This is a genomic window from Streptococcus sp. 2020WUSS089, from assembly GCF_044427405.1.
GTDB classification, from domain to species: domain Bacteria; phylum Bacillota; class Bacilli; order Lactobacillales; family Streptococcaceae; genus Streptococcus; species Streptococcus hashimotonensis.
On sequence record NZ_JAOTGD010000006.1, the window covers coordinates 85,626 to 107,625 of the forward strand.

At 43.1% G+C, this 22,000-nt stretch carries 18 protein-coding genes; 16 read left to right on the forward strand and 2 right to left on the reverse strand.

Features of this window, described 5'->3' with window-relative positions; all coding sequences use genetic code 11:
* Window positions 1-24 precede the first annotated feature (24 nt).
* A complete protein-coding gene (locus tag ODU46_RS06580) occupies window positions 25-837 on the reverse strand; it encodes a MurR/RpiR family transcriptional regulator (RefSeq protein WP_044763505.1) in 813 nt (270 codons plus the stop codon).
* Window positions 838-936: 99 nt separating this feature from the next.
* Between ODU46_RS06580 and ybeY the strand changes: the two genes are divergently transcribed.
* The 12 genes from ybeY (at window position 937) to ODU46_RS06640 (ending at window position 11,025) form a co-directional block, all read left to right on the forward strand.
* Entirely contained in the window at window positions 937-1,434 is a 498-nt protein-coding gene (ybeY, locus tag ODU46_RS06585) for an rRNA maturation RNase YbeY (RefSeq protein WP_002935749.1), read from the forward strand.
* The gene (locus ODU46_RS06590; protein ID WP_012027339.1) at window positions 1,415-1,816 is read left to right on the forward strand and encodes a diacylglycerol kinase family protein; all 402 of its coding nucleotides are present in this window, start codon (window positions 1,415-1,417) and stop codon (window positions 1,814-1,816) included. The genes ybeY and ODU46_RS06590 overlap by 20 nt, the downstream gene beginning before the upstream one ends.
* Window positions 1,817-2,097: 281 nt before the next feature.
* On the forward strand, window positions 2,098-2,997 hold the full coding sequence (gene era, locus ODU46_RS06595; RefSeq protein WP_024389976.1) for a GTPase Era: 900 nt from the start codon (window positions 2,098-2,100) through the stop codon (window positions 2,995-2,997).
* A gap of 288 nt (window positions 2,998-3,285) precedes the next feature.
* The gene (gene mutM, locus ODU46_RS06600; RefSeq protein ID WP_398579403.1) at window positions 3,286-4,113 is read left to right on the forward strand and encodes a DNA-formamidopyrimidine glycosylase; all 828 of its coding nucleotides are present in this window, start codon (window positions 3,286-3,288) and stop codon (window positions 4,111-4,113) included.
* Window positions 4,106-4,708 (forward strand): dephospho-CoA kinase, encoded by a 603-nt coding sequence (coaE, locus tag ODU46_RS06605; protein WP_044686035.1) that lies wholly within the window; start codon window positions 4,106-4,108, stop codon window positions 4,706-4,708. The genes mutM and coaE overlap by 8 nt, the downstream gene beginning before the upstream one ends.
* Entirely contained in the window at window positions 4,695-5,900 is a 1,206-nt protein-coding gene (locus tag ODU46_RS06610) for a multidrug efflux MFS transporter (protein WP_014637644.1), read from the forward strand. The genes coaE and ODU46_RS06610 overlap by 14 nt, the downstream gene beginning before the upstream one ends.
* Window positions 5,900-6,049 (forward strand): 50S ribosomal protein L33, encoded by a 150-nt coding sequence (rpmG, locus tag ODU46_RS06615; protein ID WP_012775228.1) that lies wholly within the window; start codon window positions 5,900-5,902, stop codon window positions 6,047-6,049. The genes ODU46_RS06610 and rpmG overlap by 1 nt, the downstream gene beginning before the upstream one ends.
* 46 nt (window positions 6,050-6,095) lie before the next feature.
* Complete coding sequence (gene secG, locus ODU46_RS06620; RefSeq protein WP_044686034.1) at window positions 6,096-6,329, forward strand: preprotein translocase subunit SecG; 234 nt, start codon at window positions 6,096-6,098, stop codon at window positions 6,327-6,329.
* 50 nt (window positions 6,330-6,379) lie between these two features.
* A complete protein-coding gene (rnr, locus tag ODU46_RS06625; RefSeq protein ID WP_398579404.1) occupies window positions 6,380-8,749 on the forward strand; it encodes a ribonuclease R in 2,370 nt (789 codons plus the stop codon).
* A 2-nt stretch (window positions 8,750-8,751) separates the two neighbouring features.
* On the forward strand, window positions 8,752-9,219 hold the full coding sequence (gene smpB, locus ODU46_RS06630; RefSeq protein WP_014637647.1) for an SsrA-binding protein SmpB: 468 nt from the start codon (window positions 8,752-8,754) through the stop codon (window positions 9,217-9,219).
* A gap of 264 nt (window positions 9,220-9,483) precedes the next feature.
* Window positions 9,484-10,128 carry a hypothetical protein gene (locus tag ODU46_RS06635; protein ID WP_398579405.1) on the forward strand — a complete coding sequence of 215 codons (645 nt, stop codon included), beginning with the start codon at window positions 9,484-9,486 and terminating at the stop codon, window positions 10,126-10,128.
* A gap of 39 nt (window positions 10,129-10,167) precedes the next feature.
* Window positions 10,168-11,025 (forward strand): ABC transporter ATP-binding protein, encoded by an 858-nt coding sequence (locus ODU46_RS06640; protein ID WP_398579406.1) that lies wholly within the window; start codon window positions 10,168-10,170, stop codon window positions 11,023-11,025.
* 998 nt (window positions 11,026-12,023) lie between these two features.
* Here the strand turns inward: ODU46_RS06640 and ODU46_RS06645 are convergent.
* On the reverse strand, window positions 12,024-13,067 hold the full coding sequence (locus ODU46_RS06645) for a zinc-binding dehydrogenase (RefSeq protein WP_029186286.1): 1,044 nt from the start codon (window positions 13,065-13,067) through the stop codon (window positions 12,024-12,026).
* Window positions 13,068-13,220: 153 nt separating this feature from the next.
* Here ODU46_RS06645 and tehB point away from each other — a divergent pair, with 153 nt between their 5' ends.
* The 4 genes from tehB to ODU46_RS06665 all read left to right on the forward strand — a co-directional run.
* The gene (tehB, locus tag ODU46_RS06650) at window positions 13,221-14,081 is read left to right on the forward strand and encodes an SAM-dependent methyltransferase TehB (RefSeq protein WP_024406729.1); all 861 of its coding nucleotides are present in this window, start codon (window positions 13,221-13,223) and stop codon (window positions 14,079-14,081) included.
* Window positions 14,082-14,272: 191 nt separating this feature from the next.
* Complete coding sequence (locus ODU46_RS06655) at window positions 14,273-16,126, forward strand: C69 family dipeptidase (RefSeq protein WP_398579407.1); 1,854 nt, start codon at window positions 14,273-14,275, stop codon at window positions 16,124-16,126.
* A 185-nt stretch (window positions 16,127-16,311) separates the two neighbouring features.
* Window positions 16,312-16,911 (forward strand): recombinase family protein, encoded by a 600-nt coding sequence (locus ODU46_RS06660; protein ID WP_044679838.1) that lies wholly within the window; start codon window positions 16,312-16,314, stop codon window positions 16,909-16,911.
* A gap of 181 nt (window positions 16,912-17,092) precedes the next feature.
* A partial coding sequence (locus tag ODU46_RS06665) for a Rib/alpha-like domain-containing protein (RefSeq protein ID WP_398579408.1) occupies window positions 17,093-22,000 on the forward strand: 4,908 nt, incomplete at its 3' end.

Consider the following 22,000-nt stretch of genomic DNA (forward strand, 5'->3'; position numbering starts at 1 on the left):
TTGTGAAATAGAAAGGTGGATGAATTATTCTCTAATAGTCTGCTTGAAAATATTCTCTTTTTTCTCCTTGTCAATAGCCAAAAAATAGGCGTAGATAATATCTAGCATGATGAGCAGGGGAATTTGGGGTGAGATACGATTGCCGTAATTGAGGTGGCGGACAGAGGCGACTGGAATGATTTGGTCAAAAGTCGGATGGGGAAAACTCTTGGTTGTTAACAGGGCGGTAGGAATCCCCTTTTGAGCAGCCAGGTGGAGATGCTCCATGACCTCTTCTGTCTGACCAGACAGAGAAAGACCGATGACCAGGCAACTAGGGTCTAAAATAGTAGTTGTCCAAATAAGATTGTTTTTATCAGTAATTGCATCGCAGACTACACCCAGTCGCATAAAGCGGGATTTGATTTCCATTGCAACCAAACCAGAACTACCGATTCCGTAAAAATAGACACGCTTGCTACTGTCAATCAGTTTGGCAATTTCTTCCAATTTTTCTTCATCAACGAGTTTATTGGTAGCAGTTAGGATTTCCTCATAGTCTACCAAGACTTTTTTTGTTAGGCTCCGCTGTAATTTTTCAAAATGTTTATCCAAGTATTGTTGGTTATTCTGAAAGGCAAAGACAAATTCTCGATAACCGGAAAATCCACATTTTTTGGCAAAACGGGTAAGAGCAGATGGAGAAATGTGGAGTTGCTGTATAGTGTTTTCTTGGCTAAGATCGGCGCTAGATGGATCTAACTGAGTAAAATAACTGGCAATCTGCTTTTCAAGTCTAGTCATCTGATCCAGATGAGACTCAATGATAGCAGTGATGTGTTTCGGTGTTTGTAACATTTTCCATTCCTCTGATAGCTTCTGAGGACATTATACCACTAAAACCCCCTCATTGATAGGTTTTATGATATAATGGAAACGTAAAAGGAATGTAAGATTATGTATATTGAAATGATTGATGAAACAGGGCAGGTTTCTGCTCAAATGCAGGAGCAGATTACGGAATTGCTCCAGTTTGCTGCCGAAAAAATTGGCAAGCAGAATAAGGAAATGGCTGTGACCTTTGTGGACAATAAGCGTGTCCATGAGGTTAACTTGGAGTACCGAGGAATTGACCGTCCCACAGACGTTGTCAGCCTAGAATATAAGCCAGAGTCGGAGATTGTTTTTGATGAGGAAGACTTACTGGACAATCCTGAATTGGCTGAAATGATGGAAGATTTCGATGCCTATATTGGTGAATTGTATATTTCTATCGATAAGGCGCGTGAGCAAGCTGAAGATTACGGACATAGCTACGAGCGCGAAATGGGCTTTTTAGCTGTACACGGTTTTCTGCATATCAATGGCTATGATCATTATACGCCAGAAGAAGAAGCAGAAATGTTTGGTTTACAGGAAGAAATTTTGACGGCCTATGGACTTACAAGAGAATAATTCAAAAAATCGTTGGAAAAACCGAGAGCTGATTGCCAGTCTAGAATTTGCAGTAACAGGTTTGTTGACGGCTTTCAAGGAAGAACGCAATATGAAGAAGCACCTCGCTTCAGCTGTCCTTGTTGTGCTTGCGGGACTTATTTTCCAAGTATCTGTGACAGAATGGCTCTTCCTCTTGCTTAGTATTAGTCTGGTTATCGCTTTTGAAATTGTGAATTCGGCTATTGAGAATGTGGTGGATTTGGCGTCAGACTATCATTTTTCAATGTTGGCAAAAAATGCAAAAGATATGGCAGCAGGGGCAGTCTTGTTTGTGTCAGGATTTGCCTTGTTGACAGGACTGATTATCTTTGTACCGAAAATTTGGGACTTTATTTTTTAGAATTTAGTCTTTTAGTTTACTTTTAGTACTAGGCAACGAGCCGCAGGCATAACTCAATGCTTTCTTGTTTCTAGGTGACCAGCTGATGTACTTCGCTTTTTTGTTTTCAGGCTCAGGTACGAATAGTCCACCGGACTATTCGTATCCCCCAGACTGTTTCAATCAGGCAAGGCGAGTTCAAATACTCCAGTGGAGTGTTTGAAGTTGGAAATAAGGAAACAAAGTTTCCTCATTCGTCGAAGTAATAAAAGAAAAACTAAATGACGATATAAGGAGAATACATGACATTTAACTCAGGTTTTGTGGCGATTTTAGGTCGTCCAAACGTTGGGAAATCAACCTTTCTCAACTATGTAATGGGGCAAAAAATTGCCATCATGAGCGACAAGGCTCAAACAACCCGTAACAAGATTATGGGGATTTATACGACTGAAGAAGAGCAGATTGTCTTCATTGACACACCAGGAATCCACAAGCCTAAGACGGCCTTGGGTGACTTTATGGTGGAATCTGCTTACAGCACCCTTCGTGAAGTTGACACGGTCCTTTTTATGGTGCCAGCCGATGAAAAACGAGGCAAGGGTGACGACATGATTATGGAACGTCTTAAACAGGCCAAGGTTCCAGTCATTTTAGTGGTTAACAAGATTGACAAGGTCCATCCAGACCAGCTTTTAGAACAGATTGATGATTTCCGTCAACAGATGGACTTCAAGGAAATTGTGCCAATTTCTGCTACCCAAGGGAACAATGTTAATCGTCTCATGGAAATTCTCAAGGAAAATCTGGATGAAGGTTTCCAGTATTTCCCAGCGGACCAAATCACTGACCACCCAGAACGTTTCTTGGTATCTGAGATGATTCGGGAGAAGGTTCTACACCTGACTCGTGAGGAAATTCCGCACTCTGTTGCCGTTGTCATCGAGTCCATGAAACGTGATGAATTTACCGACAAGGTCCATATCCGAGCGACGATTATGGTTGAGCGTGATAGTCAGAAAGGCATCATCATCGGCAAGCAAGGAGCCATGCTCAAGAAAATCGGCTCCATGGCCCGTCGTGATATTGAATTGATGTTGGGCGACAAAGTCTTCCTCGAAACCTGGGTCAAAGTCAAGAAAAACTGGCGTGACAAAAAACTCGACCTCGCCGATTTTGGCTATAATGAGAAAGAGTATTAAAAACGTCCGGGGGACGTTTTTAACCCGAGCCAAGAAATTGGAGAGCGAGGTAGCCTGGGGATAGGCTGTCTAAGTCAATCACTTAGAAATAGTTAGCAGAAAAGCCGAAAGGCTTTTACTGCGTTATGGAGAAATCTTTTTAGTAAACAAGAAAGGAAAGCCGGTTAGGTGTTGTAATTGAACTCGCCTACGACTCTTTGAAAAAAGATAACCGTGACCTAGGTGCCTAAGCACCGTCGGTCAGGTTTCTATTTTTCTTTGAGTCGCTTAACGGCTTAGTATCTTAGTATGCCTGAATTGCCTGAGGTTGAGACGGTTCGTCGTGGTTTGAATCGGTTGGTCAAAGGAAAGGTCATCGAAAAGGTCGAGGTAACCTATGCTCCTATGATTAAGACTGGTGTGGATGCCTTCTGTCAGGACTTGATTGGTCAGGAGATTTTAGATGTGGACCGTCGTGGTAAGTATCTCTTGATTTACCTGACAGACCATGTCTTCATTTCCCACTTGCGGATGGAAGGTAAGTACAATTTCTTTCATGATCAGATGCCTGCCAACAAGCATTTTCATGCCTTTTTTACTTTTTCAGATGGCTCGACCTTGGTTTATCAGGATGTCCGCAAGTTTGGGACCATGGAACTGCTGGGCAAGGCGGATATAGAAGCCTATTTTATCAGTCGAAAAATTGGTCCTGAGCCGACGGAGGAAGATTTTGACTTAGAAGAATTTGCCAAAAAGTTAGCTAAGTCGAGAAAGCCCATTAAGGCACATCTTTTGGACCAGTCTTTGGTGGCTGGTTTGGGCAATATCTATGTCGACGAGGTCTTGTTCAGGGCTCATGTCCATCCTGCTCAAACGAGTAATCAGCTGTCGGCAGAGCAGGTGGCAGACCTCCGTCAAGCTACCATAGAAGTTCTGCAACTGGGTATTGAAAAAGGTGGTTCAACCATTCGGACTTACAAAAATGCCTTGGGCATGGATGGGACTATGCAGGATTGTTTACAAGTTTATGGAAAGACAGGACAGGCTTGTCCCCGTTGCCAGACAGAGATTGTAAAAATCCAGCTGGGCGGTCGTGGGACACATTTCTGTCCCACGTGTCAGGTGAAACATGGCTAAAATTATCGGTTTAACAGGCGGTATCGCCTCTGGAAAATCAACGGTCACAGCTTTTTTACGAGAACAGGGCTATCCAGTCATCGATGCGGATGCGGTCGTGCATGAGTTGCAGGCTAAAGGTGGTAAACTCTACCAAGTTTTGCTTGCTGAGTTTGGGGAAGCAATCCTGTCAGCTGATGGTAGTCTAGATAGGGTCAAGCTGGGTCAGGCTGTTTTTGCGGATAGCAAATTGCGGGCTCGCCTGTCTGACCTGCAGGACCAAATTATCAGACAGGAGCTGTTAGACAGACGGGACGCCCTCAAGCAGACTGAAGATGTAATTTTCATGGATATTCCTCTGCTCTACGAGGCAGATTATAGCGGGGAAGTAGATGAAGTCTGGCTAGTTTATGTCGATAGAGCGCAGCAGTTGGAACGGCTTATGAAACGTAATGGCTTAGCTGTTCAAGATGCAGAAAATCGTCTGGCTGCTCAGCTTTCTTTAGAGGAAAAACGGTCGCAAGCCCAGGTGGTGATTGACAATAGCGGAGCGGTTGAGGCGACCTTAGCACAGGTTGCGCAACTTTTGGAGGAATTAAAGGATGGACGACGGTAGTAGTTATTGGAAGCAGAATTTGAAGGTGGCTTGGTTGGGAAATTTCCTAACAGGGACGAGTTTTACCTTGGTTATGCCTTTTATCTCGGTTTTTGTGGAAGAGTTGGGGGTAGGTCCTGGACAGGTAGAATATTATGCGGGACTTGCGGTATCTGTTAATGCCCTTGCGGCAGCCTTGATGGCACCTATTTGGGGGAGTTTGGCGGACCGTTACGGTCGCAAGCCCATGATGGTGCGGGCTGCTTTTGCTATGATTTTTACTATGGGTGGTATGGCCTTTGTACCAAATGTTTTTTGGTTGCTTGCCTTACGTGTCCTAAACGGGGTATTTACAGGGTACATTCCCAATGCTACTGCCTTGATTGCCAGTCAGGTTCCAAAGGATAAGACGGGGTATGCTCTGGGTACCTTATCAACAGGTGCGGTAGCGGGTAATTTGATTGGTCCGACCCTAGGTGGTATCTTAGCAGAGATGTTTGGCGTACATATGGTATTTTTGCTGGTGGGACTTCTTTATGCTATCGTTGTGTTACTGACCGTTTTCTATATTCGAGAGGATTTTGTTCCAGTCAAAAAAGGCGAAGAGATGTCGGTTAAAGAGGTATTTGAGCAGGTGAAAGATCGGCAGATGCTGGTTGGGCTTTTTGTGACTTCTATGATTATTATTGCAGCTGCTCAGGCTGTCGTTCCTATATTGACCCTCTATGTGCGGCATTTGGGACAGACAGATAATCTGTTATTTGTTGCTGGTTTTATCATTTCCTTGCCTGGTATGGCATCGTTAGTGACATCAGGTTATTTAGGGAAAATTGGTGACCGTATTGGCAACCATCGACTTCTATTAATTGCTTTGACTTACAGTCTGTTGATTAATGTTTTCTGTGTTTTTGCAGAAAATCCTTTCCAGCTTGGTTTGTTGCGATTCATGTATGGTTTTGGGACAGGAGCATTGTTGCCTTCGGTCAATTCTCTTTTGACCAAGTTGACCCCCAAAGAAGGGATTTCAAGGATATTTTCCTACAACCAACTCTTTAATAATCTAGGTTCTGTTGTTGGTCCCATGATGGGGTCTGCGGTAGCTGCTCACATGGGTTATGACTGGGTTTTCTATCTGTCGAGCGGACTTGTCCTCTTTAACCTTATCTGGTCTTTGACCAATTTTAGAAACTATTTGAAAGTAAGGGATGTTTAGTGAGAGTTAAAATCAATTTACAATGTTCAGAATGTGGTAGTAAGAACTACTTGACTAGCAAAAACGCCAAGACTCATCCAGATAAGATTGAAGTCCTTAAATACTGCCCAAAAGAGAGAAAAGTAACCCTCCACCTTGAAACTAAGTAGGTTTTATGGTACAATGTCATAAGTTATTGTAGAAAGTGAAAAAAATATGTATCAAGCATTATTAGCAATTCTGTTGATTTTATCTGTTATTTTGATTGTAGTGATTTTTATTCAACCGGCTAAAAACCAGTCTAGCAACGTCTTTGACGCTTCTAGTGGAGCCTTATTTGAACGTACAAAGGCCCGTGGTTTTGAAGCGGTGATGCAACGCATTACAGCTATTCTTGTTTTTCTTTGGATGCTGGATGCGCTGGCACTTGTTATCATTTCAAGTAAGTAGATAAATCAGACTGGGACTAGTTCTTGGTCTATTTTTTTAGTAAAGGTAAGATGAAAAACGAAATTATTAACTATATTAAAGAAGTTGGTCCTGTGACCATGGACCAGCTGGCAGATCAGTTTGGAGCCAGTTCTGCAAAAGGTTTTACAGACTTGGTCAAGCTGGTTTCTAGTATGGAAGGGAGCCGTCAACTTTTCTTTGACAATGCTGGTCGGATTACTCTTCCTGCTCCAAAAATCTCCAAGAACAAGGTGACCTTGCAGGGCATTTTCCGTGCCCACAAGTCAGGTTTTGGTTTTGTGACCATTGATGAGGAGGAAGATGATCTCTTTGTCAGTCGTGACGATGTTAATTTTGCCATCGAGGGCGACCGAGTGGAAGTGGCGATCAAGAAAGTGGCGGACAGGCTCAAGGGAACGGCTGCGGAAGCGGAAGTTATTGATATTTTGGAACATAGCCTGAAAACTGCGGTAGGCTTGATTGTTTTTGACGAAGATAAGCCAGAATATGCAGGCTACATCAAGTCTAAAAACCAGAAAATCGCTCAGAAGATTTACATCAAGAAGTCACCTCTGGTATTGACCGGAACGGAAATCCTCAAAGTCGACATTGAAGCCTATCCCAACAAGAAACGGGACCACTTTGTTGCGACCATTCGGGACGTGGTGGGCCACAAGGATGATGTGGGGATTGATGTCTTGGAAGTTTTGGAGTCTATGGACATCGTGTCGGAGTTTCCTGATGAAGTCTTGGCAGAGGCCAATCGAGTACCAGAAAGTCCGTCAGAACAGGACTTTGAAGGCCGCTTGGATCTGCGAGATGAAATCATCTTCACTATCGACGGTGCGGATGCCAAAGACTTGGACGATGCGGTCCATATCAAGCAACTCAAGAACGGCAATCTGGAGCTGGGTGTCCATATTGCTGATGTCAGCTACTATGTGACGGAAGGCTCAGCCTTGGATCAAGAGGCCATCAAGCGTGGGACTTCTGTCTATGTGACCGACCGTGTGGTGCCAATGCTGCCAGAACGTTTGTCAAATGGTATTTGTTCCCTTAATCCAAATGTGGATCGCCTGACCCAGTCGGCTATTATGGAAATTGACCGTAAGGGCAAGGTGGTCAAGCACTGGATTGGTCAGACGGTCATCAAAACGACCTTCCGCATGACCTATTCCGATGTCAATGATATGATTGCGGGCAATCAGGAAAAGTTGGACAAATACAAGGCAATCGTGCCAAGTGTGGACCTCATGGTCAAACTCCATGAGACGCTGGAAACCATGCGCTACAAGCGTGGGGCTCTCAACTTTGATACAGCTGAAGCTAAAATCATCGTCAACAAGGACGGGCTGCCAGTCGATATTCAACTGCGTCAGCGGGGCATTGCCGAGCGGATGATTGAGTCCTTCATGCTGGCTGCCAATGAGTGCGTTGCCGAGCATTTTGCCAAGTTGGACCTGCCTTTCATCTATCGGATCCACGAGGAGCCTAAGTCGGACAAGTTGCAGAAGTTCATCGATTATGCGACCAGCTTTGGTCTGACGGTCTATGGTACGGCCAGCTCTATCAGCCAGGACGCCCTTCAGGATCTCATGGAGCGGGTCAAGGATGAACCCTATGCGGATGTCCTCAACATGATGTTGCTCCGCTCCATGCAACAGGCACGCTACTCGGAGCACAACCACGGTCACTACGGACTGGGTGCGGAGTTTTACACCCACTTCACCAGTCCTATCCGCCGCTATCCTGACCTGCTGGTTCACCGTATGGTGCGGGAATATGGTCACAATCCTGCGGAAAAAGCAGAGCATTTTGAGCAGGTCATTCCTGAGCTTGCCAAGTCTTCGTCCAGTTTAGAACGCCGTGCTATTGAGGCAGAGCGGGAAGTCGAAGCCATGAAGAAGGCAGAGTTCATGCAAGAATTTGTTGGGCAAGAGTTTGACGGTGTCGTGTCTAGCGTGGTCAAGTTTGGGCTTTTTGTCGAGTTGCCAAACACGGTTGAAGGTCTGATCCATGTCACCAACCTCAACGAGTTCTACCAGTTCCACGAGCGGACTCTGACCTTGCAGGGTGAGAAATCTGGTCGGGTCTTCCGTGTCGGTCAGCCAATTCGTATCAAGCTAACGCGGGCGGACAAGATGACAGGGGAAATCGATTTTGCCCACGTGCCGTCCGAGCTGGATATTGTCGAAAAAGCTTTGAAAGCCAAGCGGAGAACGGCTAGTCACTCCAACCGTGACCGTGATGATCGGTCAGGGAGAGGACGGGGCAAGCACCACAAACAAGAAGCTGCTGGTCGCGACAGCGGACGTCACAAGTCTGGGAAAGACCACAAGTCAAAAAGTGGCAAAAAAGACAAGAAAAAGAAACCATTTTACAAAGAAGTGGCTAAAAAGAACAAGAAGAAAAGGAGATAGGCATGGCCAAGGGTGAGGGCAATGTGATTGCACAGAATAAAAAAGCCCGCCACGACTATACCATTGTCGATACAGTGGAGGCGGGGATGGTCCTGACGGGGACGGAGATTAAGTCTATTCGTGCGGGGCGGATTAACCTTAAGGATGGCTTTGCCCAGATCAAGCAGGGCGAGGCTTGGTTGGTCAACGTCCATATCGCTCCCTACGATGAGGGCAATATCTGGAACCAAGAGCCAACGCGGACCCGCAAACTTCTCTTGCGGAAGAAGCAAATCGAGTCCTTGGGCAATGAGGTCAAGGGAACAGGGATGACCCTGGTGCCCCTCAAGGTCTATATCAAGGACGGTTTTGCCAAGGTCCTGATTGGGCTTGCCAAAGGGAAGCACGACTACGATAAGCGGGAGTCAATTAAACGCCGTGAGCAAGACCGCGATATTAAGCGGACTATGAAGGCTATCAATGCTAGATAAGTTTGGTGTAAGAATGGACATTTATTGTCTAATCTACTGAATGAATAAGATTTATAAAAACGAATACAATAGTTCATGTGTTAGAAAAGAACTACTGTGTTCGTTTTTATTATAGTATCATAGGTGTAAAAATGAATTATTGTTTTATAAAACGATACATATTGTTCGTAATTAATTGTTTGGTGTTAGTATTTGTAGAAATAGGTGTGAATAAAATTCGTTTTTTTGGTAAAATGGACTATGTTCTATGAAAGGAGAATAAATTTGACCTCACTATTTTTATTTTACATGAAGCGAGACTTAAAATCCTTTAAAACAGCGATTGTCTCAGCAGTCTATTTTTTCATCACTTATCTTTTCATTAGATACGGAGATAGTGTTGGAAGAATTTTTGATAATTCGGATGGTTTCGCAATTTTGAAAGTTATGTATGCCGTTTTTGCTTTTGTCGGCTTTCTATTTGGAGCATCACTGTTTTCTAATATTATTTCTCAAGGGATTTCATCGAGGGATTTTAGATTTATTTTACCTTATAAATCTCGACGGGTACTTTATTTTTCAAAGTTTTTAATGTCGTTTGTCTTTTTCCTCTTACAAATTTTGATTGCAACGATAGTTGTGCTTGTGTTCCGAGAAGATGCCGTTTTTTCTTCCCAACAGTTTTGTAATATTAGTATTTTTTATTTTTATATGCTTTCGATTATCACATTTATTTCCACGATTAGTAAAAATGATCGAACAGCTATGCTATTAAATATCATTATTAGTATTATTTACCCTGCTATTTTTCTTTTTTCTAACTTTGTCAATCATGATTTTTTGGAACTGTTGTTGTGGATCACTCCCTATCATTATATTGAAAAAACATGGGAAGTTCTATTTTTAATGCTCTTGTCAGTTGTTTTTTAGGTATAGGGGTTTCAGTTTTTGAGAAGAAGGAGATATAAGATGATTGAAGTGAAAGACATTTCCAAATCATTTAAGGAAAACATGGTTTTGGACAGCATAACTATGACTGCATCAGATGGAGAAATCACATCTATCATTGGTAGTAATGGAGCAGGGAAGTCCACTTTAATAGCAATTATAATGGGTTATTATTTTTCAGATAGAGGAACAGTTCAGTCTGGAAATGTCTCAGTGATGCCAGATGCAAACGCTATGTTTGAGGATGTTACAGGTCTTGAATTTTTAAACTTTATATCAGACTTGAAAAACGTTCCTAGGGAAGAAGCTGTAAAATATGCTGAAATACTAGGAATCAAAGATGATTTACAAAAGAAGATCCAAGGCTATTCATTTGGAATGAGAAAGAAGATTAGCTTCATACAAGCTGCTATCGGAAATTTCCAAAACTATATTTTTGATGAGCCAACATCAGGAGTAGATGGTCCATCTGCTCAAAAGATGTTAGAGATTATTCTGACATTGAAAAAGAATGGTGCGGCAATCTTATTAACATCGCACAATTTAGAAGAATTAGAGAGAGTTTCTTATTATATTTATGTATTGGAAGATGGCAAGATTACAAGAGAAGGAACTGTTATAGACATTACTTCTAGAACGTATTTGACAGAGAAAGATTCTTGGATAGAGTATATCCTTAGGGTTAGAAACATTGATCTTTTACAATCGAAGTTGACAGAGTATTTTCCAGAGCAAATTGATTCAGAAACTCTTTTGATTAAACTTTCAAAAGGCGACACGATTTATTCTATTTTTCAAACATTACAAGAAGTATCAGAGTATATTGACGAGTTTTACCTCTATAGAAGATCATTGAGAGATATTATATATGGGCAATGAGCCTAAACGTACGAAGGCTATCAATAGTCGCTAAGACTGGGAGCAATCCTGGTCTTTTCTGTTGGTTTTTATATATAAATTTATTGATAAATATGTTAACTAGGATAATTCAAAATTTCAATTTGAAATTTTGAAACGATTTTTAGAAATAAACCGATAATAATTTTGTTTTTCAATCCATAAAAGTTATAATAATATTGCGAATATATAAATAATATAGGATCAAGCTAGGAGGTAAAATAACATAGGAAACTATAATGCTGATGACTAGACTGTTTATTTTTATATGAAAAATAAGGATGGTGGTTTATATGAATAATAAAAGAAGTTCGGATACATTATTTTTATGTGGCATAATTTTAATGTGTTTTGGATACTTAAATTTTATGATAAAACCAACTTGGATTGATACTAGTGGTGATTTTTGGAATACACTCATACTTTATGTATATCAATTATTCTGGAGGCCTGTAGAAACCTTAAGTTTTTTAATAGGAGCTATATTATTTTGCAAAAGTTTTAAAAAATAATATGGAATTTCTGTTAATTTAGAGGTTTCTCATAATGTACCTCCATATACTTATGGACATATTATTGTAAAAGCTAATTATAATTTGAATGAGTACGATCTTAAGGTGAGATATCTAGGTACGAATAAGTATGTCAACGCTGGAAAGACTTATACTATTAGTAATGCGATCGGATGGACAGAATTAAGAACTTGGAAATAATGTGATACAAATGATAAACCCCAGACAGTTTCGAGACTATCTGGGGTTTTCTTTTGTATTATACTCAATGAAAATCAATATCAGGTTAGCTCCAAAGGTTCGGGGAACCTTTGGAGGTTGGAGATAGAGCGAACGAAGTTCGTTTCTCCAAGAGCAGATAGAACTCTACTACTTTCGTGTTTTCAAGTAGTAGGCTGTAAAGCTCCACAGGAGCTTTACACTCATCAAATCAAGTCAACAACGGCTGAGTTTGATTTTCGAAGAGTATTAATCCACCGTCACCATGGCTTTAATCGTTTTGCGGTTGGCCATGTCTTTGTAGGCTTGGTCGATATTGTCCAGACTGTAAGTTTGGGTGAAAACTCGACCTGGGTTGATGTCGCCTTTGAGAACGGCATCGAGCAAAATTTCCTTATCATAGGTTGTGACAGAAGCAGAGCCACCACCGATAATGATATTTTGAGCAAAGGTTGAGCCAAGGGCGTGGTTATTGTAATGAGGTACACCGACAAAACCGATACGACCACCATTGTGAAGAACACCGAGGGCTTGGTCAATGGAGGCTTCTGTTCCGACACATTCGAGGGCTGCATCCGCTCCACCACCTAGGATTTCACGGACTTTGGCAATGCCTTCCTCGCCACGTTCTGCTACGATGGCAGTAGCCCCTGATTCCAAAGCCATTTGCTGGCGATCTGCGTGGCGACTCATCATGATAATCTGAGAAGCTCCGCGCATTTTTGCAGCAATGACGGCACATTGACCCACTGCACCATCACCGATGACAACGACCTTGTCACCAGGTTTGACATCTGCAACACGCGCAGCATGATAGCCAGTTGGCATAACATCTGCCAAGGTTAGAAGAGATTTAATCATGCCTTCTGAGTAGTCGCTTGGCTGACCAGGAATTTTGACCAAGGCCCAGTTGCCGTAGTGGAAACGAATGTATTGAGACTGGTAGTTGTTGCCCCAGTTGGTGTAGCCTGGATGGTTGTCACAAGTACCGTCAAAGCCAGCACGACAGGCATCACAGTGTCCGCAACCATGTGTAAATGGAACGATAACAAAGTCACCAGGAACAAGTGTTGTAATGTCTTCGCCTACCTCTTCAACGATACCGATAGCTTCATGACCAGAGTTGGTGTCACCATGGTCATGGTGAATATCTTCACCGTAGCCCCAAAGGTCTGACCCACAGACACAGGCCCGCACGACCTTGATAATGACGTCATCCTTGGCTTGAAGGCTTGGTTTTTCGATTTCTGCAACGGTCATCTTACCGGCTTTTTCATAAATAGCTGCTTTCATATTCATCACACATTTACTTGTCAGTAAATATCCTTTCTGATTGATATGGAATATTATACACCTTGGAGTTCACTCCAAGTCAAGGAAAAAATGAGTTTGAATTCATATTTCCTTTGTGATAGACTAAGTGTATTGGAAAGAAAAGGAGAGATAATGACGGTTTTAGTTCCTTACAAACGCATGCCCATTTGGAATCAGGATACGGTTCCTCAGCATTTTTTGACCAAGCACAATACCAAGGTGGGTACTTGGGCCAAAATCAAGGTCTTGAGAGGTCAACTCAAATTTGAGCCGATTTCAGATGATAATGAGATTTTGGGAGAATATGTCTATGGTCCGACAGACGATATTCCTTTTGTGGAGCCACAGGCTTGGCATCGAGTGACCTTATTGACAGAGGATACGGAGTTTTTCTTGGAATTTTTCTGTCAGCCAGAAGATTATTTTGCCAAAAAGTATGATTATACTCGGACGCATTCGGAAGTCTTGGAGGCCTTGAAAATCATTGAGCCCTGCAAGGTTTTGGACCTGGGCTGTGGTCATGGTCGCAATAGTCTCTATCTAGCCCAGCAGGGTTTTGAGGTGACGGCGGTTGATAAGGATGTGCCAAGTATTCGGACACTCTTGCAGGTCAAGGAAGTGGAGGACTTGGACCTGCAGGCTGGGACCTATGACATCAATTCAGCCAGTCTGGAGCAGGACTATGACTGGATTATCTCAACAGTGGTCTTTATGTTCTTGGAGCGGGATCGGGTGCCAGCCATTATCCGCAATATGCAGGAGCAGACACGACCTGGTGGCTATAACTTGATTGTGGCGGCCATGGATACGGAAGATGCGCCCTGTCCTATGAATTTCTCCTTTACTTTTGGAGCAGGTGAGTTGAAGGAATACTACCGTGACTGGGAACTGGTTAAATACAATGAAGATTTTGGTCAACTCCATAAACGGGATGAAAATGGCAATTTCCTTAAGATGCGGTTTGCGACCATGTTAGCTAGAAAAAATGTGTAAAATAACCCTGAAAGCACTTGCAAGGCAAGTGTTTTTGCGTTACAATGTAGGTGCAAATGGGTAAATCATATTATACTCCACGAAAATCACCTTCTGTTTGGGTCGGAGACTTGTGTAAAATAGTCTCTGGATTCCTATCTTTGGAAGAGCCTACTTCTGATTTTCACAGAGTATCAGGAAAGGAGAAGTCTATGAAAAAGACTTTTGTTCGTATAGCCACATTTCTAATGTTGGTTTGCCTATTCCCTGCTCAACTTGTTCAAGCCTGTTCAGGCTTTATCATTGGGAAAGGGTTGACAACGGATGGTTCTATCCTTTATGGTAGAACGGAAGATTATCCCTATCCACCAGATAATGGAGCGCACAATAAAAATTATATTGTGGTTCCAGCAGCAACCTATGCTGAGGGAGATATGTTGGTGGATGAAACATTTGGTTTTACAGCACCACACTTGGCAAATGAGTTCAAGTACACCTCTACGCCTGATGCGGCGCGTGGGGATGGTTCAAATGGTAATTATGGGGCGCACGGTTTTAACGAAAAAGGCGTATCCATGACTGCTACTGTAACAGCTATTCCAAATGCTAAAGTCTTGGCTGTTGATCCTCTAGTTGAAGCTGGAGGGCTGGGAGAACCAATTTTGATTGATTATGTTCTTCCTAGGGTCACTAGTGCGCGTGAAGGTGTTGAGCTGATTGCAAAGACAATCGATGAAAAAGGCTCAGCAGAAGGAAATATTGTTATTATTGCTGACAAAAATGAAGTTTGGTACATGGAAATTTTGTCAGGACACCAATACGTAGCCATCAAGTTCCCTGAAGACAAGTATGCAATTTTTGCCAATACCTACTATCTAGGTCATGTTGATTTTACCGATACAGAAAATGTGATTGCTTCTGCAAAGGTTGAAGAAGTAGCCAAACAAGCGGATAATTATGTGACAGTTGACGGGCAGTTCCATATCGCTAAATCATACGGTCCTGCAACTTATGCTGAAGCAGACCGTTCCCGTGTGTATGCAGGTATTAAATTGATGGATCCAGCATCGCCTGTAACCTATGAAGATGCTGTGTATGATTTGCTACGTCAGCCAACAGATCCAAGTCGTCGCTTTAGTTTACAAGATACCTTTGCCTTACAACGTAACCGTTTTGAACATCTTCCAGAATTTCGTCCAGACGATGAAGCAGGTAAGGTAAAACAAGGGGATAATGGTGCGAATGACCAAGCGGCAGATGCGACTTATAAATACGCTCTTGGTAATGAAAACGTCATCGATGCCCATGTTTATCAGATCAATAGTAGCTTACCATCAGCCTTCGGTGGCACAGTATGGTTGGGCTTGGCTCAGACAAGGAATACACCGTATGTTCCATTTTATGGTATTGTGACTGATACTTATGAAGCCTTTAAAAATCGCTCAGCTTCTTATGACACGAATTCATGGTACTGGACGGTACAAAATATTGATAAGATGGCCATCTCACACCCAGAGTTATTTGGTACATCGATTCAAGAAAAATGGATTGCCCTTGAAAATGAATGGATTGCTGCACAGGCAGCTCTTGATGCTCAATATGCTGGACTTTCAGAAGATGCAGCTGTAGCCCTGGCTCCAACTGTAACAGAGGCAACCTTGGCTCGTTCAGCAGAGATTTTTGCCCAACTAAAAGCTGTTGAAGCTGAAATGATGGCAAAAATTGAAGCGGCAACAAGTCCGTCATCCAGCAGCACCGACTCATCAAGTAGTACTGAACCATCGACCAGCACTGAGCCATCATCAAGTGGTACCGAAACTTCAACCAGTACTTCAAGCAGTACAAGTCAGTCTACAAGTGCTTCTGACACAGGAGGAGCTACGGATACTTCCTCATCAAGCGGAACAGTAGTGTCTTCTGATAAGAAAGTAACACCTACCAATAAAAAAGGTAAATCAAGTCTTCCTAGTACAGGAGAGCAAGTCAGCCTCCTGTTGGTGGCGCTAGGTGTTGCAGGAATTTTAACAGCAATTTTTCTTCATCGGAAAAAATCCAGTAAAGAATAAATGAGATTATTGGTCATCAGTGGATGACTAGAAATGAAAAAAGCCTTATTTTTAAGGCTTTTTTCATTTTCGGAAATAACTCTGCATTACGAAAAGATTAACTTCATTAAAAATGTAGTTTGTTTATAACTTAGTATGATAAAATATTAATTTTACGATTATAATAACATACTAAGGAGAAAGTAATGAAATACGGTTATGCACGCATATCATCCTACAGTCAAAAACTCGATAGACAAATCAAGGCTTTAACAGATGTTGGGTGTGATATGGTGATAACAGATAAAGAGTCGGGGAAGAACTTTGATCGAAAAGGTTATAAGAGATTAATGAGGAGGTTGAACAAGGGAGATGAACTCTACATTAAGTCTATTGACCGATTAGGTCGAAACTATGAGGAAATCATTGAACAGTGGCGGATGATTACGGTCATAAAAGAAGTTGATGTCATTGTCTTAGACTTTCCCCTGCTCAACACGAAGGAACAAGTTAACGGCTTAACGGGGCGTTTTTTATCCGAACTAATTCTCCAGATCCTCAGTTATGTAGCTCAAATAGAGCGAGAAAATATCAAGCAACGTCAAAAAGAGGGGATTCAGATTGCCAAGGAAAAAGGTGTCCAGTTTGGTCGCCAAAGTTTTGAAATTTCAGCAGAGGCAAAAGCAATAATAGAGCGGTATATTGCAGGTGAGATTAGTTCCTTAAGAAAATGTTCACAGATGATCGGAGTGAGTCATGTAACTGTTGCAAAATGGGTAAAACAGCTAACCCAAGATGAAATGTAAGAAATTAATAAAAAATTGCAATAAAAAGTAAGAAAAATGAAAAAAACAGTAAATAATAGTATACATAAATTTACACTTTAATCCATTCAAAATACCCCTATATTATGTAGTATACAACTATTGTTAAAAAAAGTATACTTTAATTTACAATTTCTCCCCATGAAAAAAAGGAGTAGCAGAGATGAAGAAAAAGTCATCAATGAATTGGTATCACCAAAAGCAACGTTTCTCATTACGTAAGTACCACTTTGGCGCAGCTAGTGTGCTTTTAGGGACTGCTTTGGTATTTGGTGGAGCGCAAGTTTCAGCAGAAGAGGTAACTACTACAGGGACGGCTGAAAACACAACGCTTATTGCCAGTGAGACCGAAAATGGAGAAGAAGGTGCACCAGCGAGTGAACCAAGTGCGTCAAGTACAACAAGTACGGAGGAAAATACTTCAGTAGCTCCAGCAGAGTCAGGAACTACTGCTGTGGCGGAACAGCCAGCAGCAGAAAACTCTTCTGCAACAGGCGAAGTAATCTATTTGCTTTCAAAGGATGGTCTAGAGAGTGCCATTGCATCGGCAAAATCACAAGACCTGAGCACCAAGACTAGCGACTCAGTGGCGGTTCTTTTGGCAGCGATTGAACATGCGGAAACAGTCTTGGCAACTGCGACAAGCCAAGAAGAGTTGGATCAGGCACAAGCTGACCTTGTGGCAGCTGAAGCGCAATTGGCTGAACAAGTGGTAGAAACTAAGCCAGAAAGTACACCGACACAGCCGGAAACTCAACCGATGACAACGACTAGAGCGGCGGTGGTTTCTGAAACAGTGCAACCTCTAGCTGCCTTGTCATCTCCGACAGCGACAGCTGTTCACGTTGCGACGAATACTGTAACAGCAACATCAACAGGGACAATCGAGTCAGATGTAACTCTTAAGACAAAAATTAATGGCCGTGTTAATGTTGGCGATACGATTACCTATACCTTTACAAATATTAATTCACCATTTACTAATGGTCAAAAAATTTTTGATGCTTCTGGTCGGGAAATTGGAACAGTGGCAACAAAAATACTCGTTAATAATATTAATAAGCAATTAGCGTCGACTGTAGATGAATCAGTAACCACGATAGCAGGTATAGGCGAGGCAATCGTGACGTTTACTCAAGCACTTGATAATGTCGAGTATAGCTTTAATTACCATACCATTTCGGGTTCATTAAGTTATAATCAAGCTAAGGAAGTTCCGCAGATTATTACAGCTGATGGTGAAGTCATTCTCAATACAACTGCAACTGTGAAGAAGACAACATTCCCAGAAAGTATCACGCCATTCGGTCTTTTAGTTACCCGAGGTAATGTGGTTGCAGGACAATTTGAAAATACTAAGATTCAGACTTCACTTGGATTTGAATCAGGATCTGGTGCAAATCATGTCAAGAATAATTCGACTGTTACTTATACCTTGACAGATGATGCAGTAAGTTTCAATACAGATAGACTTAAAGTAGGGGATGTTTTGGAACTTAGCACTAATCGGAATACTACAGCGTCCGAAGTACAAGTCAATAGCAGTGGAGTAATTTTTTATCCCCAACCAGCTACTAAGGCGAAAATAACAATTACAGAGATTACTCCAACAACACTTTCTTATAAAGTATCTGATTTAGATGAATCAGTAACATCGCGTTATGCAGTCATTGTCCCAGCTTTGATGACGGTTAATGACACCTCAAAAGTTTCTAATAATCGTATTCCTTATACCTACACCTCGACAATAACAAATGGAACAGCAACGACTCTTCTTTCTGACCGTAAAAACTTAACGGGTATTATTGAAGTTGTTGGAGGAACGGTATCGTCTGATGCCATCGTAGCTAAACGAGGATCTGTTTACGCAACCTACAAAACAGAAGATGGTGTAGAACTGAAGCCTCAGGTAACAGTTGTTGATAACGGACTAGTTGCCTCAGTCTACACTGCTCCGACAGAAACCTTCATCGGCTATAAGCTCGTGGCAATCCCTACAAATGTGACTGGACGTGTCACAGAAACACCAATTACTGTAAACTTTGTCTACGCAGTGCACAACAGCACCGTGACAGTGACTTATGTTGATGCAGAGACGGGTGTGGAACTCCTACCAGCTAAGACAACCACCATCCAAGTTGGTCAGCCTTACAGCACACAAGCTGAAACGATTACTTACTACGATTTGGTAGAAACACCAGCTAATGCCACAGGTACAGTCAGTGAGGACGGCATTACCATCACCTATCGCTACAAGCAGCAACAAGCATCTAACCCAGTTATTAATCCTGTAGACACAGATGATACTACTGTGACAGGTACAGGAACTCCAGGAGCCACTGTAACCGTAACCTTCCCAGGTGGCTCAACCACTACTGTACCAGTCAAGACGGATGGAACATGGAAAGTTTCAGCACCAGATGATCTTGCTAAAGATGACAAGATTACAGCTGTCCAAACAGAAACAGGTAAAAAGCCAAGTGAACCAGCAACTGTGATTGTAACGGAAGCGCCTGTCAAAGATACAAGTAGTACACCGACAATCAATCCAGTAGACACGGATGATACTACCGTGACAGGTACAGGTACCCCAGGAGCTACTGTAACCGTAACCTTCCCAGATGGAAGTCAGACCACAACTCCAGTCAAACCAGATGGTACTTGGTCTGTTCCAGTAGCACCAGGTAGCTTGAAAGAGGGTGACCAGGTCACAGCCACACAAACGGAGTCAGGTAAGAACCCAAGTACCCCAACAAACACTAACGTCACTGCTGCACCGACACCACAAGCAGACGACTTCACACCGAAAGGTCAAGACGTGCCAGCTAAAGTAGGCGACACACCAAAAGCCGAAGACGGTATCTCTAACAAAGGCGACCTTCCATCAGGTACAACCTACGAGTGGAAAGATAAGCCAGACACGACAACGCCAGGTGACAAACCAGCAACTGTAGTTGTGACTTACCCAGACGGCTCTAAGGATGAAGTTCCAGTAACGGTTAAAGTGACTGAGCCAGCTAAGGAAGACAGTGTGCCACCAACAATTAACCCAGTTAATCCAGGTGATACGACAATCGGAGGCGAAGGTACCCCAGGTGGTACAGTAACCGTAACCTTGCCAGATGGCAATACAGTAACTGTTCCAGTCAAACCAGATGGTACATGGACAGCCCCAATCACCCCAGCCAAACCAGGTGACACTTATACAGGCATTCAAACCGAACCAGGTAAGAATCCAAGTGATCCAACATCAGTAACTGTACCGAAGACTCAGGCAGACGACTTCACACCGAAAGGTCAAGACGTCCCAGCTAAAGTCGGCGACACACCGAAAGCTGAAGACGGTATCTCCAACAAAGGCGACCTCCCATCAGGTACAACCTACGAGTGGAAAGATAAGCCAGACACGACAACGCCAGGCGACAAACCAGCAACCATAGTCGTGACTTACCCAGACGGTTCTAAGGATGAAGTCCCAGTAACGGTTAAAGTGACTGAGCCAGCTAAGGAAGATAGCGTTCCACCGACAATCAATCCAGTCAACCCAGGTGATACGACAATCGGAGGCGAAGGCACCCCAGGTGGCACAGTAACCGTAACCTTGCCAGATGGTAATACCGTAACTGTTCCAGTCAATCCAGATGGTACATGGACAGCCCCAATCACCCCAGCTAAACCAGGTGATACTTATACAGGTACGCAAACAGAGCCAGGTAAGAATCCAAGTGACCCAACATCAGTAACTGTACCGAAGACCCAAGCAGACGACTTCACGCCGAAAGGTCAAGACGTGCCAGCTAAAGTCGGCGACACACCAAAAGCTGAAGACGGTATCTCTAACAAAGGCGACCTTCCATCAGGTACAACCTACGAGTGGAAAGATAAGCCAGACACAACAACGCCAGGTGACAAGCCAGCAACCGTAGTTGTGACTTATCCAGACGGCTCTAAGGATGAAGTTCCAGTAACGGTTAAAGTAACTCCGCAATCAGATGACTACACCCCAACTGGTCAAGACGTCTCAGCCAAAGTCGGCGACACACCGAAAGCTGAAGACGGCATCTCCAATAAAGGCGACCTTCCAGCTGGCACAACCTACGAGTGGAAAGATAAGCCAGACACGACAACGCCAGGTGACAAGCCAGCGACTGTAGTCGTGACTTACCCAGACGGCTCTAAGGATGAAGTCCCAGTAACGGTTAAAGTGACTGAGCCAGCTAAGGAAGACAGTGTGCCACCAACAATTAACCCAGTTAATCCAGGTGATACGACAATCGGAGGCGAAGGTACCCCAGGTGGTACAGTAACCGTAACCTTGCCAGACGGCAATACAGTAACTGTTCCAGTCAACCCAGATGGTACATGGACAGCCCCAATCACGCCAGCTAAACCAGGTGATACTTATACTGGTACGCAAACCGAACCAGGTAAGAACCCAAGTGACCCAACATCAGTAACTGTACCGAAGACTCAAGCAGATGACTTTACGCCGAAAGGTCAAGACGTGCCAGCTAAAGTAGGCGACACACCGAAAGCTGAAGACGGCATCTCCAATAAAGGTGACCTTCCATCAGGTACAACCTACGAGTGGAAAGATAAGCCAGACACAACGACGCCAGGCGACAAGCCAGCAACCGTAGTCGTGACTTACCCAGACGGCTCTAAGGATGAAGTCCCAGTAACAGTTAAAGTGACGGATCCTAACAAGGATACTGATGGCGACGGTGTTACTGATGAGGATGAGAAGAAAGATGGTACAGATCCATTAAATCCAGATACCGACGGCGACGGCGTCAACGATGGTGACGAGAAGAAAGATAGTACAGATCCATTAAATCCAGACACTGACGGCGATGGCGTTAAGGATGGAGATGAGAAGATCGACGGCACCGATCCTAAGAACCCAGATACCGATGGCGACGGCGTCAACGACGGTGACGAGAAGAAAGATGGTACAGATCCATTAAATCCAGACACTGACGGCGATGGCGTTAAGGATGGAGATGAGAAGATCGACGGCACTGATCCTAAGAACCCAGATACCGATGGCGACGGCGTTAAAGACGGTGAT

Coding starts and splice junctions, on each gene's coding strand:
- ODU46_RS06660 (WP_044679838.1), top strand. CDS start 16,312: ATGAAATACGGTTATGCACGCATATCATCCTACAGTCAAAAACTCGAT.
- coaE (WP_044686035.1), top strand. CDS start 4,106: ATGGCTAAAATTATCGGTTTAACAGGCGGTATCGCCTCTGGAAAATCA.
- era (WP_024389976.1), top strand. CDS start 2,098: ATGACATTTAACTCAGGTTTTGTGGCGATTTTAGGTCGTCCAAACGTT.
- mutM (WP_398579403.1), top strand. CDS start 3,286: ATGCCTGAATTGCCTGAGGTTGAGACGGTTCGTCGTGGTTTGAATCGG.
- ODU46_RS06610 (WP_014637644.1), top strand. CDS start 4,695: ATGGACGACGGTAGTAGTTATTGGAAGCAGAATTTGAAGGTGGCTTGG.
- ODU46_RS06590 (WP_012027339.1), top strand. CDS start 1,415: ATGGACTTACAAGAGAATAATTCAAAAAATCGTTGGAAAAACCGAGAG.
- tehB (WP_024406729.1), top strand. CDS start 13,221: ATGACGGTTTTAGTTCCTTACAAACGCATGCCCATTTGGAATCAGGAT.
- secG (WP_044686034.1), top strand. CDS start 6,096: ATGTATCAAGCATTATTAGCAATTCTGTTGATTTTATCTGTTATTTTG.
- rnr (WP_398579404.1), top strand. CDS start 6,380: ATGAAAAACGAAATTATTAACTATATTAAAGAAGTTGGTCCTGTGACC.
- ODU46_RS06640 (WP_398579406.1), top strand. CDS start 10,168: ATGATTGAAGTGAAAGACATTTCCAAATCATTTAAGGAAAACATGGTT.
- ybeY (WP_002935749.1), top strand. CDS start 937: ATGTATATTGAAATGATTGATGAAACAGGGCAGGTTTCTGCTCAAATG.
- smpB (WP_014637647.1), top strand. CDS start 8,752: ATGGCCAAGGGTGAGGGCAATGTGATTGCACAGAATAAAAAAGCCCGC.
- ODU46_RS06655 (WP_398579407.1), top strand. CDS start 14,273: ATGAAAAAGACTTTTGTTCGTATAGCCACATTTCTAATGTTGGTTTGC.
- ODU46_RS06645 (WP_029186286.1), bottom strand. CDS start 13,067: ATGAAAGCAGCTATTTATGAAAAAGCCGGTAAGATGACCGTTGCAGAA.
- ODU46_RS06580 (WP_044763505.1), bottom strand. CDS start 837: ATGTTACAAACACCGAAACACATCACTGCTATCATTGAGTCTCATCTG.